Source organism: Agarilytica rhodophyticola, from assembly GCF_002157225.2.
Taxonomy (GTDB): Bacteria; Pseudomonadota; Gammaproteobacteria; order Pseudomonadales; family Cellvibrionaceae; genus Agarilytica; species Agarilytica rhodophyticola.
The window spans coordinates 6,460,930-6,480,175 of the sequence record NZ_CP020038.1; the positions used below are offsets into that span (position 1 = coordinate 6,460,930).

A 19,246-nucleotide genomic window follows, 5' to 3' on the forward strand; every position below is an offset into this window, starting at 1 on the left:
ACTTGTCTAGTGTCTTACACGTAAAATTTCAGCTTTTCTAAGGACTGTTAAGAATCTTCTTGATATAAAGATGGCATCCGACCTCTATTTTGTAAAACGAACTTATTCATAGAGTTCATAGATTTTTACTCATTTACATTATTTTGTATATGGAAAAATATCTAGTAAATTTATTTAGTCACATACGCGAAAAACTCAACAAGTGCTGCTAACTATCTGCATAAAACTCTGTAATTTAATCCAAAATTAATTTTCGCAAGCTTATTAACTTAAAACTAAAATTTAGAATAATTTTTATTGGAAAGAACTTAAGTAAATATTATTAAGGCTTTTTAAGTTACCTAAATTTTTTGACAAATCCTTAATAGATGATCTTTAATATCGTCAAGTTACTTGTTCTATTATCACATTTTTTCATCGGCTAAAATCATTAATAGAACTTTAGAATAAAGCATATCCCCTTCCTCAATGTCGGCAATTACATCATTGATAAAAATAACTGACTGGAAGGACGACGAGTTTAAGCAATGATAGGTTAGTGATTTGCAGTGTCTAAGAACCAAGCTTACTGAGTTCAAACTACGAGGATGGCGCGATTTAGTAGCAGGGCAATGCAGAAAAGTATATTTTGAGCAACAGCTTTGATAGCCCAGCAGGGCCGGGCTTTTCATCTATTTATATATTTAGCTGCTTAGCTATCGATTAACTATGGCAGTACACATCTATTACTTATTGGGTGTGAGAGGAGCCTAAGGCACTTAAGTATTCGTGTACCTGCTGCCGATCATCCAAAGTAAATAGTAAAACAATATCTCCATTTTTTGCCATATTTGTTGCCAACTTGGCACCCTCAAAAGGGCTGCTTACTGTATTAATATTCTCTAAGTTAACACCTTGTTGCTGTAGAAATCTAGTAGCTAATTGAGGTACCTCACCCAATTGACGACCACGCAAATAATTTTCTATTTCAGCAATAATATAGCTATCGGCATTAAGCTGATATACGGCGTCAGTCAGACTTTTAATTTCTTCGTCGCTGCGGTCACCCGCATGACTGAACATGACAATTAAGCGCTGGCTTGATAGTTGTCTTACCATATTCACCACTGCTCGCATGCTATGTTCATTATGAGCAAAATCAACCACAACACGGTAGCTGTCTACTTCATATATATTACCTCGGCCTGGATTATCTTTAGCATTACTACCAAATGTTTTTAGACCTTGAGCAATTGCATTTGAAGGTAACTTTAGTGATTTGCATAAGCCCACGACACCCAAAGCGTTTTCTACATTATGTGCGGCCATACCACCGAGAGCCATAGCAATATCATCCACAGCGATTATAGTTTCAAACAAACCATTAGCGTGATATACAATATGCTTAGCTCTAATAAATACGGCACGCCCTCCCATTTGGATTTGCTGTTGAATGAGCACATTGGATTCATCACAGCTAAACCAACATAATTTATTTTTTATTTTACTTGCCTGCGCAATAACTAAATCGTTATCAGCATTGAGCACTAAAATGCCTCTATCCCCCAGGCCTTTAGCCACTACAAACTTAGCTTCAGCGAGTTCTTCTACAGTATTAATACCATACTGCCCTAAATGATCACTGGCGACATTCGTGATAAGTGCAGCATCGACAGACTCAACAGGAATACCACGCCTCAAAATACCACCGCGTGCCACTTCCAAAAAAGCCAAGTCAGTGCGCGTATCTCGCAATAACATTCTGGCACCTCCAGGGCCAGAATAGTCGCCGGTATCGATAATAACGTCTCCGACGCGAATGAAGTCCGTAGAGGTTACTCCCGCACAAATACCCGCCGCTTGAGCAATATGTGATGCCAAACGTACACTTGTGGATTTACCATTAGTACCGGTAATAAATGCTCGCGGAACATCGCGATACTTTGGCCAATCGATACTTGCAAGATCAGGTAGAGCTCGTACTGGCCAGACCTCTACCGAACGCCCCATCCCTAAGCTAACTTCATCGTCATCACTAATGCAGGTTACACCCTGGGTCTTAGCTTCCTTCATTAACGCCAATAATGGTGGATTAATTTCGTCTGCTAATTCCTTACACAGCTCATCTAATCGCAGCTGCCAGTTAGGTAAAGGCTGTTGCATTAGCTCTGCGACACAGCAATCCCATGCTAGCTCAGCTAAATCGCAGGCAGTATAAAGAGCGTCCATTGGCGCACTTAACGCCATGTTCGCTCCTTCACTATGAATACGATACGTAGATGCTTGCTGCCAACCAAACCTCTCTTGTAACTTTTCAAGCCACAGTTGCCAGCATCGAACTACCTTAGTTTTATCAATTCCATGAATAAAAACGTCAATAATTGCACCGGGCTCATCCCATAATAAATTAGGGCCAGTTAGACGCCGAACCTCATCGAGTTGCAACTCCATAAATTTACTTAACCTTTTAGGACATCTTTAATCTGAGTCTTCATCTCGTTCTATAACCAAACGAACACCACGCTCATCCTGGACTAAAGATTCTCCCTCATTTAATTCAAATTTGTGTTCAACAGGCGCAAATAATTTTTCCGGGAAGTCTCGCGAGGGTGTTTCTTGTTGACTGTCCCCCTCAAGCTCGCTGTTAAAATGTACTATCTGCTTCCAACAACGGGTGATATTATCGCCAAGGATGATCAATAGATCCCCTTTCTGGCAATCTTGTAGGCCTTTTTCTACAGCTTCTTCTTCAGAAGGAATTACTTGAATATCGGCGTCATTGATACCGGCATCAACCAATGATTGCTTGAGCATTTGCGGTACTTCATCAAAACCCCGGTTACGGCGTTCATCATCGGCTTTACAAATAAAAGCATCAAAGCCTGGTGCAGTAATTTGTGCAGCTTCAATGATATCTTCATCGCGACGATCACCAGGCATTGCCATAACAATACGACGTTTACCTGATACCTCCAGACGTGTTGCCAAATCAGTAATGGTTTTAATTGCCGCCGGGTTATGAGCGTAATCCAGAATCACTTTAAATGGCAGTTCATCATAGATATTTAAGCGACCAGGAGCTTGATAGAAAGAGGTATTAAAGATCCTTAAGCCTTGACGAATATCCTCTAACGAAGAGTTGAAACTATAGGCAATTGCTGTAGCGAACATCGCATTTTGCACATTGTGAATAGCCTTACCTTCTATCGTTGCTGGAATAAGATGTGTCCACAACAAAGGAATGTGAGCGCCTCTATCATAAATAGTAATCATGTCGCCGTTAATGCCTTTTTCTAGCACTACCGCCATACCACCACTGCGAATGTGCTCTCTTACTAAACCATGACCAGGATCCAGTGTCACATAGCAAATACGATTCGCTTGGCAATAATCAGCCATGGCTAAGCATAAGTGATCATCGGCATTTAACACCACCACATCTTTAGCAACTTCCACTACAACACGCTTAATTTGCGCCAGCTGCTCTACTGTATCAATGCCACGCTGGCCTAAGTGATCTGCACTAATATTTAAGCAAGCTCCCACATCACAAGATGAGTAACCCAGTCCACGTTTTAAAATACCGCCTCGGGCAGTTTCCATTATGGCGAAATCTACACTGGGGTCACGCAACACAATTTGCGCTGATGTAGGGCCTGTCATATCGCCTTTAACTGTTAAATGACCATCGATATAAACACCATCGGTGGAAGTCATTCCGGTAGTGAAGCCGGCACACTTCATAATGCTGGCAAGCATCCTTGAGGTAGTAGTTTTACCATTGGTACCGGTAATACCTGCAATAGGAATACGCGCTTGGCTGCCTGCTGGGAAGAGCATATCCATGACTTTTCCCGCCACATCTCGCGGTTGACCTTCACTGGGCGCAACATGCATACGAAACCCTGGCGCAGCATTACATTCGCATATTCCCCCGCCAATTTCCTTGTAGGATTTACTAATATCGTCGGTAAGAAAATCTACTCCACCAATATCTAAGCCAATAGCTTTAATTGCGCGCACAGCCATATCGCGATTATCGGGATGTACGATATCAGTGACATCAATTGCAGTGCCGCCGGTTGACAAGTTTGCAGTAGAGCGTAGATAAAACAATTGCCCTTCTTCCAGCACTGTATCTTTATCGTATCCCGCTTCACCAAGTAAGCGTTTTGCCTGACTATCAAGCTCTAAACGTGTCAGCACTTTTTCATGACCAATGCCGCGACGAGGATCCTGGTTAACAATATCGATCAGTTGTTCGATATTGTGTACACCATCACCAACAACATGACCTGGAACACGCTTGGCAACCGCCACTAACTCATCGTTAACCACTAGCATTCGATGATCAAAGCCCGTCAAATAACTTTCCACTAAAACAGCTTTACTAGAGCCATATTTTTGCGCTTCTACAAATGCTGTTTCGACTTCTTCGTCGGTATTTAAATTAATACTCACGCCACGCCCATGATTGGCATTAAGCGGTTTTACAACAACAGGATAACCAATCCGCCGGGCAGCTCTAACAGCTTTGGTTTCACTGTAAATCATAATTTGCTTAGGTACTGGCAGGCCTAGATCATTGAGCAAATTATGGGTGTCTTCTTTATCGCAGGAAATTTCTACTGCAATATGTTTTGTTTCACTGGTTACTGTAGCTTGAATGCGTTTTTGATACTTACCGTGACCAAATTGTACAAGGCTATAGTTGTTTAAGCGTAGCCAGGGAATATCTCGTTGTTCCGCTGCTTTGACCAGAGAGCCTGTACTGGGGCCAAATTCTTTGTGCTGAGCCATGCGCACAAAACTGCGCAGCTCCTCATTAAAATCAAAATCCTCTTCAACATCGGCATCAATGGCTTTTTGCACATCTGCGGGCAATAAATGTGTCAGTAAGCGCATACCTAAGGAACCCGCTTCTAAACCCACATCCCGTTGCTGATACTGATAGACAACGTTGTAACAACCTTCTTCACCCAAACTTCGTGTCTTGCCAAAACTCACAGGAGAGCCGGCTAGATTTTGTAACTCTAAAGCCACGTGCTCCCAAATATGCCCCATCCAGGTTCCATCATCTTCTTTCAAACGCCGGATAAAACCACCTTCTTCACGATAAGAACAACCGTGGGTTTGTAACGATGGTAACGCTGAAATTAATCCCTCAATGAAGTCACTTCCCAATTTTACAGAGGGCCAATTCTCCAACTCTCCCAAGTCTATTTGATAGCGTATAACGGGAAAGTTTGCGTAAACATTTGGACCAACATACACATTCTTACTAAGTATTTTCATAGGTGGATTAACCCAAAGTTATTATTATTGCTTACGTGTTTTAAAGTAAAATATCGAAAAACAGTGACGGACGCTACTGTTTTTCGACATGAAGATAAGAATTAGTAATGTGCAGTTTACGTTAACGTAAAGAGGAATTAGACATTTGCTAAATAGATTTTTTACTTGATAAAAGCTTGTCTGTCACTGATGTTGTAACGGCCACCAGATGCCAGTATATGAACTTTTAAATTGAGCAATGTTAGTGCATCGCCGGTATAAGCCTCCGCCATTGATGAATACTCAATATCAGAAGGGTCTACCACTGTAATTGCACCACTTCCGACCACAGTAAATTCATTATTGCCATCAATAAAGGCAGCCGTATCTTCATCTAAACCAATACCAATCAAAAATGGATTATAAGAAACGGCGCTCAATAAACGAGATAAACGATTGCGCTGATTAAAATGTTGATCAACCACAACGGTATTAATCAGTCCCATTCCCGGAGCGAGATTAACACCATCTTCGGTAGGCACAATTCCAGTGCTCCCGCCGGTAATCATATGCTGAGAAACAATCGCAGCTCCCGCAGAAGTGCCCGCAATATGCACACCTCGTGCATTTAATTTACGAATAGCTTTGGCGATTGGAGTTCCACCTAGAATCGTCGATAAGCGCAATTGATTACCGCCAGTAATAAATACTGCAGTGCAGCTTTCTAACAGATCTAAATACTCTTGTTTTTGTGCGTCTGAACGCTCCGCAATAGGTAGCGAATGAGTAGTACCCGCTCCTAACTCAGTAAATAACTTTTGATAGCGCTCACCTGTATCATCTAGTTGAGATGCAGTAGGAATAACACAGATAACAGCGTTATCACCACCCGCTAACTCTACAATTTTTTTAAGAATAACAGGATTGTTATCTTTCTCTTCGGCACCGCCGATAGGGATAACATAACCTCGTTGCTGTCCATCAATATCAGGAGACGGCATATTTAATCCTCGAATGTGCCTTTTTTTATAAGTGAATTATTATAGATATGCCAATTACCGTTCGCCATAACATGACATATTCGCTGCTGCTGATTTAATACGATTAAATCAGCATCTCTACCTACTTCAAGTTTACCTTTGTGCCTAAAATTCATTAGTGTCGCTACGTTTTCTGTGAAAAAAGGCAGGCATTTTTCGATCGCGATCCCTTCGTCGAGCAACTGATAAAAAACTTCAGTCATCGCCATTGAATTGGCAAAATCCATCTTTGTCATATGACCACTGTGATCAAAGCAAGGCAAACAGCCACCGCCATCTGAGCTAATCGTCAATTTATCCTGAGGATATTCGCTGTTTATATAGCGCAGCAGAGCATCCTTTGGCTCATAGCCTACATCACCAGTTTCGAACGCGGTGACGTCAATCCAACACCCCAAAGAGGTCAGCTCGCAAGCTTCATGAAAAAGCGCTTTGCGCCGATTAACATGAGTGGGATTATAGGTTTTGGCCGGAATTTCAGCAGTGGCAATTGCCTCGCGAACAAGAGACAGTCCTCGTTCACCGTCACCTAAATGTAGGTGGACAATACCTGCTTTAGCCGTCATTAAACGAGCTACGTGAGCTTCTGAAGCCACTTTCAATAGTTCATTCAAAGTAGGCTGACTTGAGCGGTGATCGCTAATAGCCAGTTCACCCACACCCACTACAGGGTCTATAAAAACGATATCAGATTTTACCGAGCCCGTTAGGGTAGTAGGCGGTAAGTGATAACCACCGGTATAACAGTAAGCAGACAACCCCTCCTCGCGCAAAGCATAAACTTGAGCAAGAACCGAGGCCGTATTGCGAGTAAGATCATCGGTACCAAGCAGTCCTACCACTGTGGTTACTCCGGCCTGAGTAAATTGGCTCAAGGGAACTGGAGGCACCCGTGTAGCAAAACCAGCCTCACCCCCACCGCCTGTGACATGGGTGTGAGCATCGATAAAGCCGGGCAAAACGCTTAAGCCTTGAACATCTAGGACTTCCACATCAAGAGGAGCGGAGAGCTTAGGCTCCTCACTGCCAATATAAACCAGCTTACCTCCAGCGATAAGTAGATGCTGGATACCCTGCGCCTGTGGCGCATAAAGATTAGCGTTTTTGATTAATGTAATAGGCTTGGGAGTTACCACTGTTTCAAAACCGATCGACATAGGTAAATAAAGGCGCGATCCTAACAGCACTGAAGGCCAGTAAGCAAAGCCTTTATAGGATAAATATTAGTTTTTCAGTAAAAAATTTAGTGTTCTATACGTGTTTACATATTTTGTCCACCTATTCTCACAGTGGTAGCATCAGCATCCAAAGAGAGTAATATTAATAAAGCGAAACGTATGTAAAAGCTAGGGATTGCATACCCTGTTAGTGCCAATAAAAATCAAATCGCTCATCTACGCAATAGCTAATGAAAAAAGCTGACGCTAAAAAACGCAACACTCATATAAATTAGAAGGTTATGATTAATTACCTCTACCATGAAGAAAAAGTAGTCGCCCTATTGTTTGCAGATAAACTAGGGGATTCCATTGCTCAAGAGATTATTAAAAGAGGTGAAGTCTTCAATGAAAGTGAAGCTATTCATTTGAGTCAATTCTTTTGGACAATGGTAAACGCATCCGCCGAGGGAAATATCGTAATACCTTGCGAAGGAAGCTCTCAATACTGGACGGAAAAATTGTACAATTCTTTCGGTGGGTATTTAGAAAAGATAGGCTATCAAGATCAATGGCATGAAGAAATTGATAAAGCCTAAAACAAGTAATGTAGCAAAGATTATTATTTTAATATTATGGGTGAGAGCCGATTAGAGACACATTACTCGCTGACACCCATTCCCCAAGAAGCGTATTCCCCCATAACAAATAGTATTAACAGGTTGGCATCACAACTAAAATGCACCAACAGAGCTGAAAATAGATACCAACGCGAATGATTTAAATCAGCACGCCTTCCACTTCATATCCGATTTTTAAGAGTAAATCACTGTTTCATTAATACCTTAGCAACAAAAATATAAGTCGTCGTGGATTTACTTTCATAGCAATTGGTGCGATATTGCACCAATGAAAGAATGGGATAATTATAGAATTGTACTGGCGCTACATCGGGCAAAAACTCTGCGTGGTGCAGCAGATGAATTAGGTGTCAACCATGCCACCATTTCCAGGCGTTTAGTACAGATCAACAAGTTCTATGGTAGTCCACTATTTGAGCGGATACCAGGCGGGTACCGAGAAACGGAATTAGGCAAGGAACTCATCGCTTCTGCTCTCAAAATGGAAGAGATCGCCTTTGCCACTGAGCGACATCGGAGAGCAAATAGGCCGGATTTATCTGGCCCAATCAAGCTTTCTATTCCGCCAACTATCGCACGCTACTTAATCTTTGATGAGCTGCTAGCCTTTTCTCGCCTACATCCCAAAATTGAGCTAACACTGCAAGTTACTAACAGACAAGTGAATCTTGACCGATCAGAGGCCGACGTAGTTATAAGGGGCAGCCAATCGCCACCCGAACATTTAGTAGGCCGTCAGTTGTTTACCTACTCATTATGTTATTACGCAGCCAAGGACTATTTAAAGAATACTTCTGAAGACAATTATCTCTGGATAGGAAAGGAGAACGATCCAGCATATCCCGAGTGGACAAAAGACTCCCCCTTCCCAGAAGTGCCTGTAGGCATAAGAATAGACGATATCATCATGCGCCACGATGCCGCAGCTGCAGGTTTAGGCCTAACTCGCGGCGCTTGCTATATGGCCGACCAAGAACCCAAATTAATACGGCTGCCTGGCGCCACACCACGACCCGCGCATTTACTGTGGATTCTTACTCACCCAGACCTAAGAAACACCCCCAGAATTAAAATATTAATGCAGTACTTAAGCGAGGTATTATTAAGTAAACAAAGCTTAGTAGATGGAGCTAGTGTTTGAGCAATATTTTATAACATCAAGTCGATAACACGTTAAATATTTTACACACTGAATTATAATAGGCAGCTAAAATTATTACTTATTTTCCCTTTTATTAAGAGTTCAAACAAGATGGATTATTCATCACCTGATTACGATAGCTTAAGCGAAGATGAAATTTTTCAAAAATTCTATGCCATTGTAAAACGCATTCCCGAAGGTAAGGTTGGAACCTATGGGCAAGTGGCAGAAATGGCAGGTCGTCCAGGTGACGCACGTAATGTGGGACATGCCTTGAGCGGCTCCAGTAAGATTGACATCCCCTGGCATCGAGTCGTTTCTGCCTCTGGTGAAATTGCCATGGTAGTGCGATCGGAATTGCGAGATCGACAAAAAGATTTATTACTGCAAGAAGGTGTTGAGTTTATAGATGAATACCAAGTAGATATGAAACGTTTTGATTGGCAGGCAAAGCAGCAAGATTTATTTGGTTAATTTCTTATAAAGTCGGCCTATAATAATATCCCCGGCGAAAGTAGTATCCTCGATACTTGATACTTGATACTTGATACTTGATAAAAGTACCGAGAATATTATTAATAGTCAGTCTTAAATGTGAATAGCCTGTCCCAAAGCTCGCAATGCAGCTTCTTGGAAACCCTCGGATTGGGTTGGATGGGCATGAATAGTTGAGCCGATATCTTCTAACGTTGCACCCATTTCTATGGCAAGTGAAAACGCTGCTGAAAGTTCTGATACACCAGCCCCAACAGCCTGAATACCCAATACAACACCATCTTCTTCACGTGCAACAATACGCACAAAACCATCATCTCGCTCTGTTGTTAATGCGCGACCATTAGCAGCAAAAGGAAATTCAGATACTGTGGCGTTTTCCGCTTCGTTGGGTAGCAAGCCACACGTGACCACTTCCGGGTCGGTAAAACATACAGCGGGAATACATTGTTTATCCCAACTCACTTTATGGCCCGCTACATGTTCAGCAACGAGTTCACCTTGAGCTATAGCTCGGTGAGCCAACATAGGCTCGCCCGTTACATCACCGATAGCGTAGATACCTCGCATGGATGTCTGACAGGCATCGTTGATTTCAATGAAGGGGCCGTTCATGGATAACATCAGCTCTTCCACGCCCACGCTACTGGTGAGCGGACGACGTCCGACAGTCACTAAAACTTTATCAGCGGGAATATCACCGTTGCTGGTCACGAGCATGCCATCTTTATAGGCAAAAGCCTGAGTATTTAAACACAGCTCGATACCTAATTGACCTAAGCGTTTAGCAACTGGCTTGATCAAAGCGGCATCGTATTGAGGAAGAATTCTATCAGTAGCTTCGATAATAGATACCTGCGCTCCCATCTTGGCATAGGCAGTACCGATTTCTAAACCAATATAGCCACCGCCAACCACAGCAAGCGTTTTCGGTACTTCGTCTAGGGATAAAGCCTCGGTGGACGACATAATATTGCCACCAAATGGCAGTGAAGGAATCTCAACCGGAGCTGAGCCAGTGGCGATAACGATGTTTTCAGCATGAATACTATGTTCGCCGTCGTCGCTAGTTACGCTAACTGTTTTACCATCAACAAAACGCGCATCGCCTGCAATAAGTTTAACTTTTGATTTTCTGAATAAGCCACTCACACCATCATTCAAGCGTCTCACAATACCGTCTTTCCACTTAACCGTAGTGGCTAAATCAATGCTAGGCTTTTCTACACTTATTCCTAAGGGGCTGCTATTAGCATGGCTAATTTTATGAAATTCTTCAGCCGCGTGAATAAGGGCTTTCGATGGAATACAGCCAATATTTAAGCAAGTACCACCTGGAGGGCGACGGTCAACAACAATAGTTTCTACACCCAGTTGCCCAGCTCGAATAGCACAGCTATAACCACCAGGACCTGCACCAATAACAAGAAGTTTACACTTAAGATCAGACATCTAACCCTCCACAAATAACATTGCTGGAGTCTCCAGCAGTGTTTTCAATTTCTGAACAAAAACTGCAGCGTCCCAACCATCGATAACACGGTGATCAAACGAGCATGAAATATTCATCATTTTACGAGGCTGAAATTGCTGACCGTCCCACATGGGGCGTGTTTGCATTTTATTGATACCAACAATGGCAACTTCTGGATGATTAATAATAGGCGTGGTGACAATTGCGCCCAAAGGCCCTAATGAGGTGATGGTGATAGTACCACCGCTAAGGTTCTCCAACTTGATGGTACCGTTGCGAGCTTCTTCAGCGAGTTTTGATACCTTACCGGCATTATCCCAAAGATTAGCAGCTTCAGCGTGATGCACGACAGTAACGTTTAAACCGTTTTCCGTTTGCGTAGCGATACCAATATTAACCGCTCCGTGCTGACGGATTATGCCGGAGTCATCGTCATAGCGTGCATTTATTTCAGGTTGCTCACGCACAGCTTCTACAGTTGCTCGCATCATAAAAGGCAATAAGGTTAACTTGGGACGCTCGCCCACGTACTTTTTATTTAAAGCACTGCGCAACTCTTCAAGTTCCGTCATATCCACTTCTTCAACAATAGTAATATGAGGTATGCGCGATTTCGACATAGACATTTTGTCAGCGATTTTACGCCGCATGCCGATCATTTTAATTTCTTTTACACTGTTTTTACGGCCATGAGTATGACCGTTGTGCCCAGCTGCTTCACCGCTTTCGATAAAGTCCGTTAGATCCTGGTGATTGATACGTCCAGCGGGACCTGAACCTACCACGTTGCGCAAGTCGATGCCTTCAGCTTTTGCTCTTGCACGAACAGAAGGTGCTGCCAAGGGTTTGCTTCGATGAATATGCGTGTGGCTTTCTTTTGCAGGTGCGGATTTGCGTTCAGTATTCTGAGCTTGAGTAGGTGTTTGTTCAGTAGCTGCGAAGGCAGCTACATCTGGCTCACTAGGTGATGCACTCGCAATGGCTGTGGCCGAGGAGGATCCGACTTTACCTGCCTCTCCAAGCCCCACTTCAGTGTCGTTACCTTCCCCTTCTACTTCCAGTTGGATCAGCTTTTCACCGACAGGAATTGGATCACCAACCTCACCTCCCAACCACATCACCTTGCCGGCAACAGTGCTAGGAACTTCAACGGCAGCTTTATCGGTCATCACTACTGCAACAACATCATCTTCATTAACGATATCGCCAATTTTAACCGGCCATTCCACTAATTCAGCTTCGGCAATACCTTCACCGACATCGGGTAGACGAATAGTATGGATACCCATGAGTTATTCCTCCATAAGTTGGTGTAAGGCGGCAACGACCCGGTTAGGACATGGGAAGTAATCCCATTCCTGCGCGTGGGGATAAGGCGTATCCCAACCTGTTACACGAATGATTTGCGACTCAAGGTGATAGAAGCATGTCTCCTGTACCTGAGCCATTAATTCCGCGCCAAAGCCGCTGGTTTTAGTTGCTTCATGCACAATTAAGCAACGTCCAGTTTTCTTAACGGAGGTTTCGATAGCGTCAAGATCCAGAGGCAACAAGGTGCGCAGATCGATTATCTCTGCATCTATACCCGCCTCTTCGGCTGCGGCTTCAGCCACATAAACCATGGTGCCATAAGCAAGAATAGTAACCTCGTTACCACTTCGACGAATTGCGGCCTTGCCCAGCGGCGTGGTGTAATAACCCTCGGCCACATCACCTTGCTCATGTTTTTTCCAAGGTACAATTGGCTTATCGTGATGACCATCGAAAGGACCGTTATAAAGTCGCTTAGGCTCTAGAATAATCACCGGATCAGGATCTTCAATGGCCGCTAAAAATAGACCTTTCGCATCTTGCGGATTAGAAGGCATGACCGTTTTTAAACCCGCCACGTGAGTAAAATAGGCTTCGGGAGACTGACTATGGGTTTGGCCACCAAAAATACCACCACCGGTGGGCATGCGAATCACGAGAGGACAGGTGAAGTCTCCTGCCGAGCGATAACGTAAGCGCGCCGCTTCCGACACGATTTGGTCAATACCGGGATAAACATAATCAGCAAATTGGATCTCAATAACAGGCCGTAAACCGTAGGCCGCCATGCCTACTGCAGCACCGACAATACCGAGCTCGCTGATCGGTGCATCAAAGCAGCGGGTTTTACCATACTTTGCTTGTAAACCTGCAGTACACCTAAAAACACCACCGAAATACCCCACATCCTCGCCGAACACAACCACCTTTTCATCGCGTCCCATCGCTACATCGTGAGCATCGCGGATGGCTTCAATCATCGTCATCTGTGTCATATCAGTACCCCGCTTCCTGACGTTGCTTCACCAGATGCGGCGGCATTGTCTCGTAGACGCCTTCAAACATATCTCTAGGTGACGGCACTTTGCCATGGCCAAGAGTACCGCAAGACTCTGCTTCTTTTTGAGCAGCAATGACTTGCTCAAGAATCTCTTCTTCAGCTTTTGCATGTTGCTCATCACTCCAGGCACCGATTTTAATAAGGTGCTTTTTCAAGCGATCAATAGGGTCGCCTAAGGGCCAGGCAGCCACCTCTTCTTTAGCACGATAGGCCGATGGGTCATCCGAAGACGAGTGGCCTCCTGCACGATAGGTAACATGCTCAATTAAGGTCGGCCCTAAGCCAGAACGCGCACGCTCGTTGGCCCATTGTGCCACCGCATGCACCGCTAAATAGTCGTTGCCATCAACACGTACAGATGGAATCCCAAAACCGTGCCCACGGGCCGCAAAAGTACCGACACCGCCACGTGCAATTCCCTGGAAGGTAGAAATGGCCCACTGGTTATTCACAATATTAAGAACAACAGGTGCTTTATAAGTAGAAGCGAACACGAGGGCCGCGTGAAAATCACTTTCCGCCGTAGAGCCATCACCAATCCAGCCTGCGGCAATACGAGTATCACCAGAGATTGCTGAAGCCATCGCCCAGCCCACAGATTGCATAAACTGTGTCCCCAAATTACCTGAAATACTGAAGAAACCATGTTCTTTGGAGGAATACATGATCGGCAGCTGACGCCCATGCAAAGGATCTTGGGAATTAGAATAGATTTGATTCATCATCGTCGTCATAGGATAGCCCCCTGCGATAAGGAGACCCGCTTGCCTATACGTAGGAAAGTTCATATCACCATCTTGCAGAGCTTTGCGGAATGCGCAGCTCACTGCTTCTTCGCCTAGGTGCTGAATGTAGAAACTAGTTTTACCTTGGCGCTGAGCATTCATCATACGAGCATCGAAGATGCGCAATGTCATCATATGACGCAGCCCCTCGACTAGCTCATCGTTTGATAACGTACCTGCCCAAGGGCCGACGGCATGATCCTCATTATCTAGCACTCGAATAATAGAAAAAGCCATATCGCGAATATCGTTCGGATCAGCATCAATTGGGGGTCTGGTTACACCCCCAGCTTCTGGGACAACAAAATCAGAGAAATCAGGTTCATCACCAGGTCGACAACCAGGTTCAGGAACATTGAGACTGAGTGGCGCGGTCTTACTCATAGAATATCCTCAAATGCTTGTAGGATTTACTGGGATGACACCAGGGGGATTACCACGTAATCGCTACTATTTATTATTGTTAAAATTATATCTATGTTTACACGCAAAATTTATGCTTTGAAATTCGATTTAAAGCAAATTTTAGTCTAATTTATACCTTTAAGTCGAAAATTTAGAATAAATGTTCCCCCTGGAAAGCAAAAAATTAACGCCCAGCTTATGTATAGAGTCCCAGATTGGATGAAAGTTGGTAGTTGCGGGCTAAGTCTCTTAAGACTGCACAGGAGAGGCACTTATGAGATGGAAGTGAGATGGAAACGCCATGAAAGTGAGCTGGTATAACCTGGCGAAGCTCGCTAGAGACCTCACCAAGTGTTAACCAAATAGTGCAAAGATTTACTGGTCTAAATCTTTACCATAGAGACGAAAAACAACATTTTGACTAACCGGAGAAAGTACCCCCGTAGTCAAGTCTAATCGGGCAGAATAGAGTAAACCATTGGATCTTCCCCAGTACCATTGAAGGCCACTGTTATTTAAGTTGGGAGCAACGAGAGAAATGGAAAGCCAATAATCGGTGTTAGCATCCAACTCCACTACTTGAGGTAGATCAGCATAAAAGATACTTTGCTTACCGTCAGAACCTTGATTCACAGTAAAAATTTCGCCTTCAATGATGTAAGAAGCAAGCGGCTCTATAATAGGTTTATGATTATAGGGGAAAGCTCTATCGTCTTCTGCTTCATGAAAGCTAACGGCAAAGACCGGGAAGGCGTTGGGATATTCAGGAGGCATACTCATGCCCCGCCAAACAACTCTATTCACCTGCACTTTCTGACTGCGCCGCCAGAGATACTCAAACGCTTTCACTGGTGCAGCACCTGAAATATCACTAATAACACCATTTCTACTATAAGGGCTATCAACACTCGACGATACAATTTTCAAGTCGCTACTGGTCACCTGCCGCATTGTACATCCTGCAGTATTAACACCTTTAAATGTGGCAACCGACACAACAGCACTATCGGGACACTCATCAATATCGTCGCTAACCCCGTCTTCATCTGTATCTTTCTGCGAATCGCTGCAACCATTTTCATCCACTTCATTTACATCTACAGTATTTGGGCAGAGATCGAGGTGATTATTAACACCATCATTATCCGAGTCGAGGAAGGGGCTATTAGGTTGATCCCCCCAAAGAATAAAAATAGAACTACTCGATGATGGTGTTAATTGCTGGCTAGCAACATTAAACCTAGCAGAAGCACTAGAGCCTCTATTTTTCGACCAGTACCAAACATAATTCGCATCATTTATATTCGGTGCATATAACGAGATAGAAATCCAGTAATCTCCTCTCGCCAAACTTAATGGTTCATTTAAAACAGCGATAAAGTTAGATTGCCCCCGCTCTACAAAGGAATGATCAGGCTCCACTAAATATGAGGCAAAAGCTGGAGTTTGGGGGCGCTTACCCGCATTATTAAAATCTGGATCATCCACAGAATGGTGAAAATTAACCTGGAAAATCGGAAAGGTAGATTGCGGGTTTGGTATTTGCGAACCTACCCACTGAACTCTGCCAATCACACTATCGAAAGCGAGATTAAAGTGACGTATATGCTGTGTAGAAGCTGCACCTTGAGCACCAGAAATATCACTACTGGAACCTAAAACAAAATAGCTTCGATCAAAATTCCCGGCCACAGCAACATCAGCATTGGCTGCGGCATTAAATATAAACAACGAAAAAAGCATTATAAAATTTATAATTTTCATATGTATTCCTTAAAATTAAAACAAACGTCTGAATATCAGTTCCAAACCGAATATGTATTTTATCCAATTTTTTATGTAAGAAATATTTAAAAGAGAAAACAGGAAATTACAGAGATGACAACAACACAAGAAATACGCCAATAAATTTTAAATACAGTTGCCGAGGCTTTTTAAAAAATAATAAAGAAAAAAAATTATCAAATAATTATCAGTTTTACGATTTTAGTCTGTTGTAGAAAATAGAAAGTGAGACCGCGGGAAGGCCTCACCATAGTATGTTAATGCAGAGTATATTATATACGCTCTATTCGTTTATATAATTTCCATAAAGTCTATAAACTGAAGTCTGACTAACAATACTAAGTTCACCGGTAGTAACATCTAAACGAGTCGAATAAAGTAAGCCACTTGCCCTACCCCAGTACCATTGCAGTCCACTATTATTTAAATTGGGTGCAGCCAAAGATATAGAAAGCCAATAATCGTTACTGCTATCTAATTCCACAGTCTCTGGCAGATTAGCAAAATAAATACTTTGGTTACCATCAAAACCAACACCTTTTGTAAAGATTTCACCTTCAATTGTGTATGAAGCAAAGGGTTCAATAACGGGTTTGTGGCCATAGGGAAAATTTCTATCACGCTTGGCTCGGTGAAAGCTAATTTCAAATATTGGATAGGCATCCTTGTACTCTTCAGGCATACTCATACCGCGCCACGCAACTTTGCTTATTTGCGCAATATTATTATGACCGACAAAGAGATCCTCAAAAGCTTTGCTTGGTGCCTCACCTGAAACATCACTGATTTCTCCACCCCGACTAACAGGACTATCACCACTGGTAGATATAACCTTCAAACCATCGCGACTAACTAATTGCAACATTGTACAACCAACACTATTTACACCTCTCAAACTCGAGATTGTGGAAACAAGGCTATCGGGACACTCATCAATATCATTACTAACACCATCATTATCACTATCCTTTTGGGTATCACTACATCCATCTTCATCAATTTCATTAAGATCAACAGTATTCGGACAAAGATCAAGATGATTGTTTACACCATCATTATCTGAGTCCAAAGAAGGATTGTTAGGTTGCTCCCCCCAAAGAGTAAAAATAGAATTGCTTGAAGATGATATTATAATTTGCTGATTAGAAATATTAAATCTTGCAGAAGCGCCATAACCTTCACCTTTCGACCATAGCCAAATATAGTTGGCGTCATTTATATTAGGAGCATAGAGAGAAATCGAAAGCCAATAGTCTCCTTTTGGTAAGGCTAGCGATTCACCTAAAATACCCATAAAATTTGATTGTCCTCGCTCAAGAAAAGAATGTTCTGGCTCGACAAGAAAAGAAGCAAATGCAGGCACCTGAGGGCGCTTCCCCACTAGGTTAAAGTTTGGATCATCGGTGGAGTGATAAAAGTTAATTTGAAAAATAGGCGCTAGAAACTGATGTTCAGGTATTTGTGAGCCGACCCATTGGACACGTCCGATAACACTATCCTCTTCTAATTTAAAATGGCGAGTATGCTGTGTAGAAGCAATTCCCTGAGCTCCAGAAATATCGCTACTAGTGCCACGCACAAAATAACTTGGATCAAAGCCACCTGCCACGGCGATATCAGCATAAGCTTTAGTATTAAAAATTAATAGTGAAAAAATAACGAGAATATTTATAATTTGCATGCATATTTCCTTTAAAGTTAAACTACACCTAGATGTCTTTCCGAATTACTCACTAAATTCCTACCTACACTGCTGAGTTAAAATACAAACGCATTGCTCAAAAAATAAAAATTTAACAAGAACTGATGAAACCAAAATAGATTTTTGACTGATGTGAATTTCCATATGTGCCCCTCCCTGCAGCTTGAAAGCCAATTGATGATTATTTAAGAATATGAGTAGGAGACAAACGGCATTATGAATCTAGCAAGATTCTCATGACACCCCCCATTTAGGGGGGAGACTTTTAGGGTTTGCAAAGTTATATAATTCAATGTAGACTAAAATTCTAATTTAGACTAAAAGTTTAAATCAAAACAACGCAAGTAAAAATGAAAACCAAATGAGCAATAAATCTAAGCGTAAAGCTGAATTACAGATGGCTTCCTCAATAGCAGAAGCCATTGCCGCCTTGTTAAGGCCCAATGCTGAGGTAGTTTTACACGATTTACACACAGGCAAAATAGCAAAGATATGGAACAAGTTTTCAGATCGAGATATAGGCAGTAACTCTTTGTTAGATGAAGATACCAATGAATATGACGAATCTACATCTTTTATTGGTCCTTACGCCAAAAGAGAAGCTGATGGCAGGCTACTAAAATCAGTAACCACCATACTGCGTTCACCAGAACAGCAGCAAGCTATCGGACTTTTGTGTATAAATCTGGATGTTTCATTTTTAGAAAACACAATGGGTAGTATTCAGAGTTTTTTATCTTTTGATAAGACTCAACCCAAAGAACTCTTTAGTAACGATTGGCGTGAACAAATTAACTATCTAATGCATGAGTGGTTAAAAAGCAAAAATTTATCTAAACAAGCAATGAGTAAACAAGACAAAATTGTCCTGGCCAGGTTTTTAGATAGTAAGGATTTATTTTCAACACGCAAAGCACCTGAACATTTTGCACAACTATTAGGTGTCTCTCGTGCCACTGCCTACAACTATATCGCCGCCGCCCGAGAATCTTAAGAG

At 42.6% G+C, this 19,246-nt stretch carries 14 protein-coding genes; 4 read left to right on the forward strand and 10 right to left on the reverse strand.

Translation table 11 applies throughout. The annotated features are described in order from the left end of the window. Positions 1–729 precede the first annotated feature (729 nt). The 4 genes from BVC89_RS26715 to iadA all read right to left on the reverse strand — a co-directional run bounded on the left by BVC89_RS26715 (position 730) and on the right by iadA (position 7,450). Positions 730–2,430, reverse strand: coding sequence for a Mur ligase family protein (locus BVC89_RS26715; RefSeq protein ID WP_086934140.1), 1,701 nt, complete (start codon positions 2,428–2,430; stop codon positions 730–732). A 27-nt stretch (positions 2,431–2,457) separates the two neighbouring features. Further along, the gene (gene cphA / locus BVC89_RS26720; protein WP_086934141.1) at positions 2,458–5,274 is read right to left on the reverse strand and encodes a cyanophycin synthetase; all 2,817 of its coding nucleotides are present in this window, start codon (positions 5,272–5,274) and stop codon (positions 2,458–2,460) included. 161 nt (positions 5,275–5,435) lie between these two features. Beyond that, entirely contained in the window at positions 5,436–6,254 is an 819-nt protein-coding gene (locus tag BVC89_RS26725; RefSeq protein ID WP_086934142.1) for a cyanophycinase, read from the reverse strand. 2 nt (positions 6,255–6,256) lie between these two features. Beyond that, positions 6,257–7,450, reverse strand: coding sequence for a beta-aspartyl-peptidase (gene iadA, locus BVC89_RS26730; protein ID WP_086934143.1), 1,194 nt, complete (start codon positions 7,448–7,450; stop codon positions 6,257–6,259). A 302-nt stretch (positions 7,451–7,752) separates the two neighbouring features. Here iadA and BVC89_RS26735 point away from each other — a divergent pair, with 302 nt between their 5' ends. The 3 genes from BVC89_RS26735 to BVC89_RS26745 all read left to right on the forward strand — a co-directional run bounded on the left by BVC89_RS26735 (position 7,753) and on the right by BVC89_RS26745 (position 9,706). Next, positions 7,753–8,049: a hypothetical protein gene (locus tag BVC89_RS26735; protein WP_086934144.1), complete on the forward strand. Its 297-nt coding sequence runs from the start codon at positions 7,753–7,755 to the stop codon at positions 8,047–8,049. A gap of 310 nt (positions 8,050–8,359) precedes the next feature. Continuing rightward, positions 8,360–9,232, forward strand: coding sequence for a LysR family transcriptional regulator (locus BVC89_RS26740; RefSeq protein WP_086934145.1), 873 nt, complete (start codon positions 8,360–8,362; stop codon positions 9,230–9,232). Positions 9,233–9,343: 111 nt separating this feature from the next. After that, the gene (locus BVC89_RS26745; RefSeq protein WP_086934146.1) at positions 9,344–9,706 is read left to right on the forward strand and encodes an MGMT family protein; all 363 of its coding nucleotides are present in this window, start codon (positions 9,344–9,346) and stop codon (positions 9,704–9,706) included. 114 nt (positions 9,707–9,820) lie between these two features. On the opposite strand, the gene lpdA is transcribed toward BVC89_RS26745, so the two are convergent. The 6 genes from lpdA to BVC89_RS26775 form a co-directional block, all read right to left on the reverse strand. Beyond that, positions 9,821–11,179, reverse strand: a complete 1,359-nt coding sequence (gene lpdA / locus BVC89_RS26750; RefSeq protein ID WP_086934147.1) for a dihydrolipoyl dehydrogenase — start codon at positions 11,177–11,179, stop codon at positions 9,821–9,823. Next, positions 11,180–12,490, reverse strand: coding sequence for a dihydrolipoamide acetyltransferase family protein (locus BVC89_RS26755; RefSeq protein ID WP_086934148.1), 1,311 nt, complete (start codon positions 12,488–12,490; stop codon positions 11,180–11,182). It lies immediately after the preceding gene. Between the two features lie 3 nt (positions 12,491–12,493). Continuing rightward, positions 12,494–13,507: an alpha-ketoacid dehydrogenase subunit beta gene (locus tag BVC89_RS26760; RefSeq protein ID WP_086934149.1), complete on the reverse strand. Its 1,014-nt coding sequence runs from the start codon at positions 13,505–13,507 to the stop codon at positions 12,494–12,496. 1 nt (position 13,508) lies between these two features. Further along, entirely contained in the window at positions 13,509–14,741 is a 1,233-nt protein-coding gene (locus tag BVC89_RS26765) for a 3-methyl-2-oxobutanoate dehydrogenase (2-methylpropanoyl-transferring) subunit alpha (protein WP_086934150.1), read from the reverse strand. Positions 14,742–15,137: 396 nt separating this feature from the next. Continuing rightward, positions 15,138–16,526 (reverse strand): thrombospondin type 3 repeat-containing protein, encoded by a 1,389-nt coding sequence (locus BVC89_RS26770; protein ID WP_086934151.1) that lies wholly within the window; start codon positions 16,524–16,526, stop codon positions 15,138–15,140. A 304-nt stretch (positions 16,527–16,830) separates the two neighbouring features. Next, positions 16,831–18,228, reverse strand: coding sequence for a thrombospondin type 3 repeat-containing protein (locus BVC89_RS26775; protein WP_086934152.1), 1,398 nt, complete (start codon positions 18,226–18,228; stop codon positions 16,831–16,833). A gap of 382 nt (positions 18,229–18,610) precedes the next feature. On the opposite strand from BVC89_RS26775, the gene BVC89_RS26780 reads away from it, so the two are divergent. After that, complete coding sequence (locus BVC89_RS26780; protein ID WP_086934153.1) at positions 18,611–19,243, forward strand: helix-turn-helix transcriptional regulator; 633 nt, start codon at positions 18,611–18,613, stop codon at positions 19,241–19,243. The last annotated feature ends 3 nt before the right edge of the window (positions 19,244–19,246 follow it).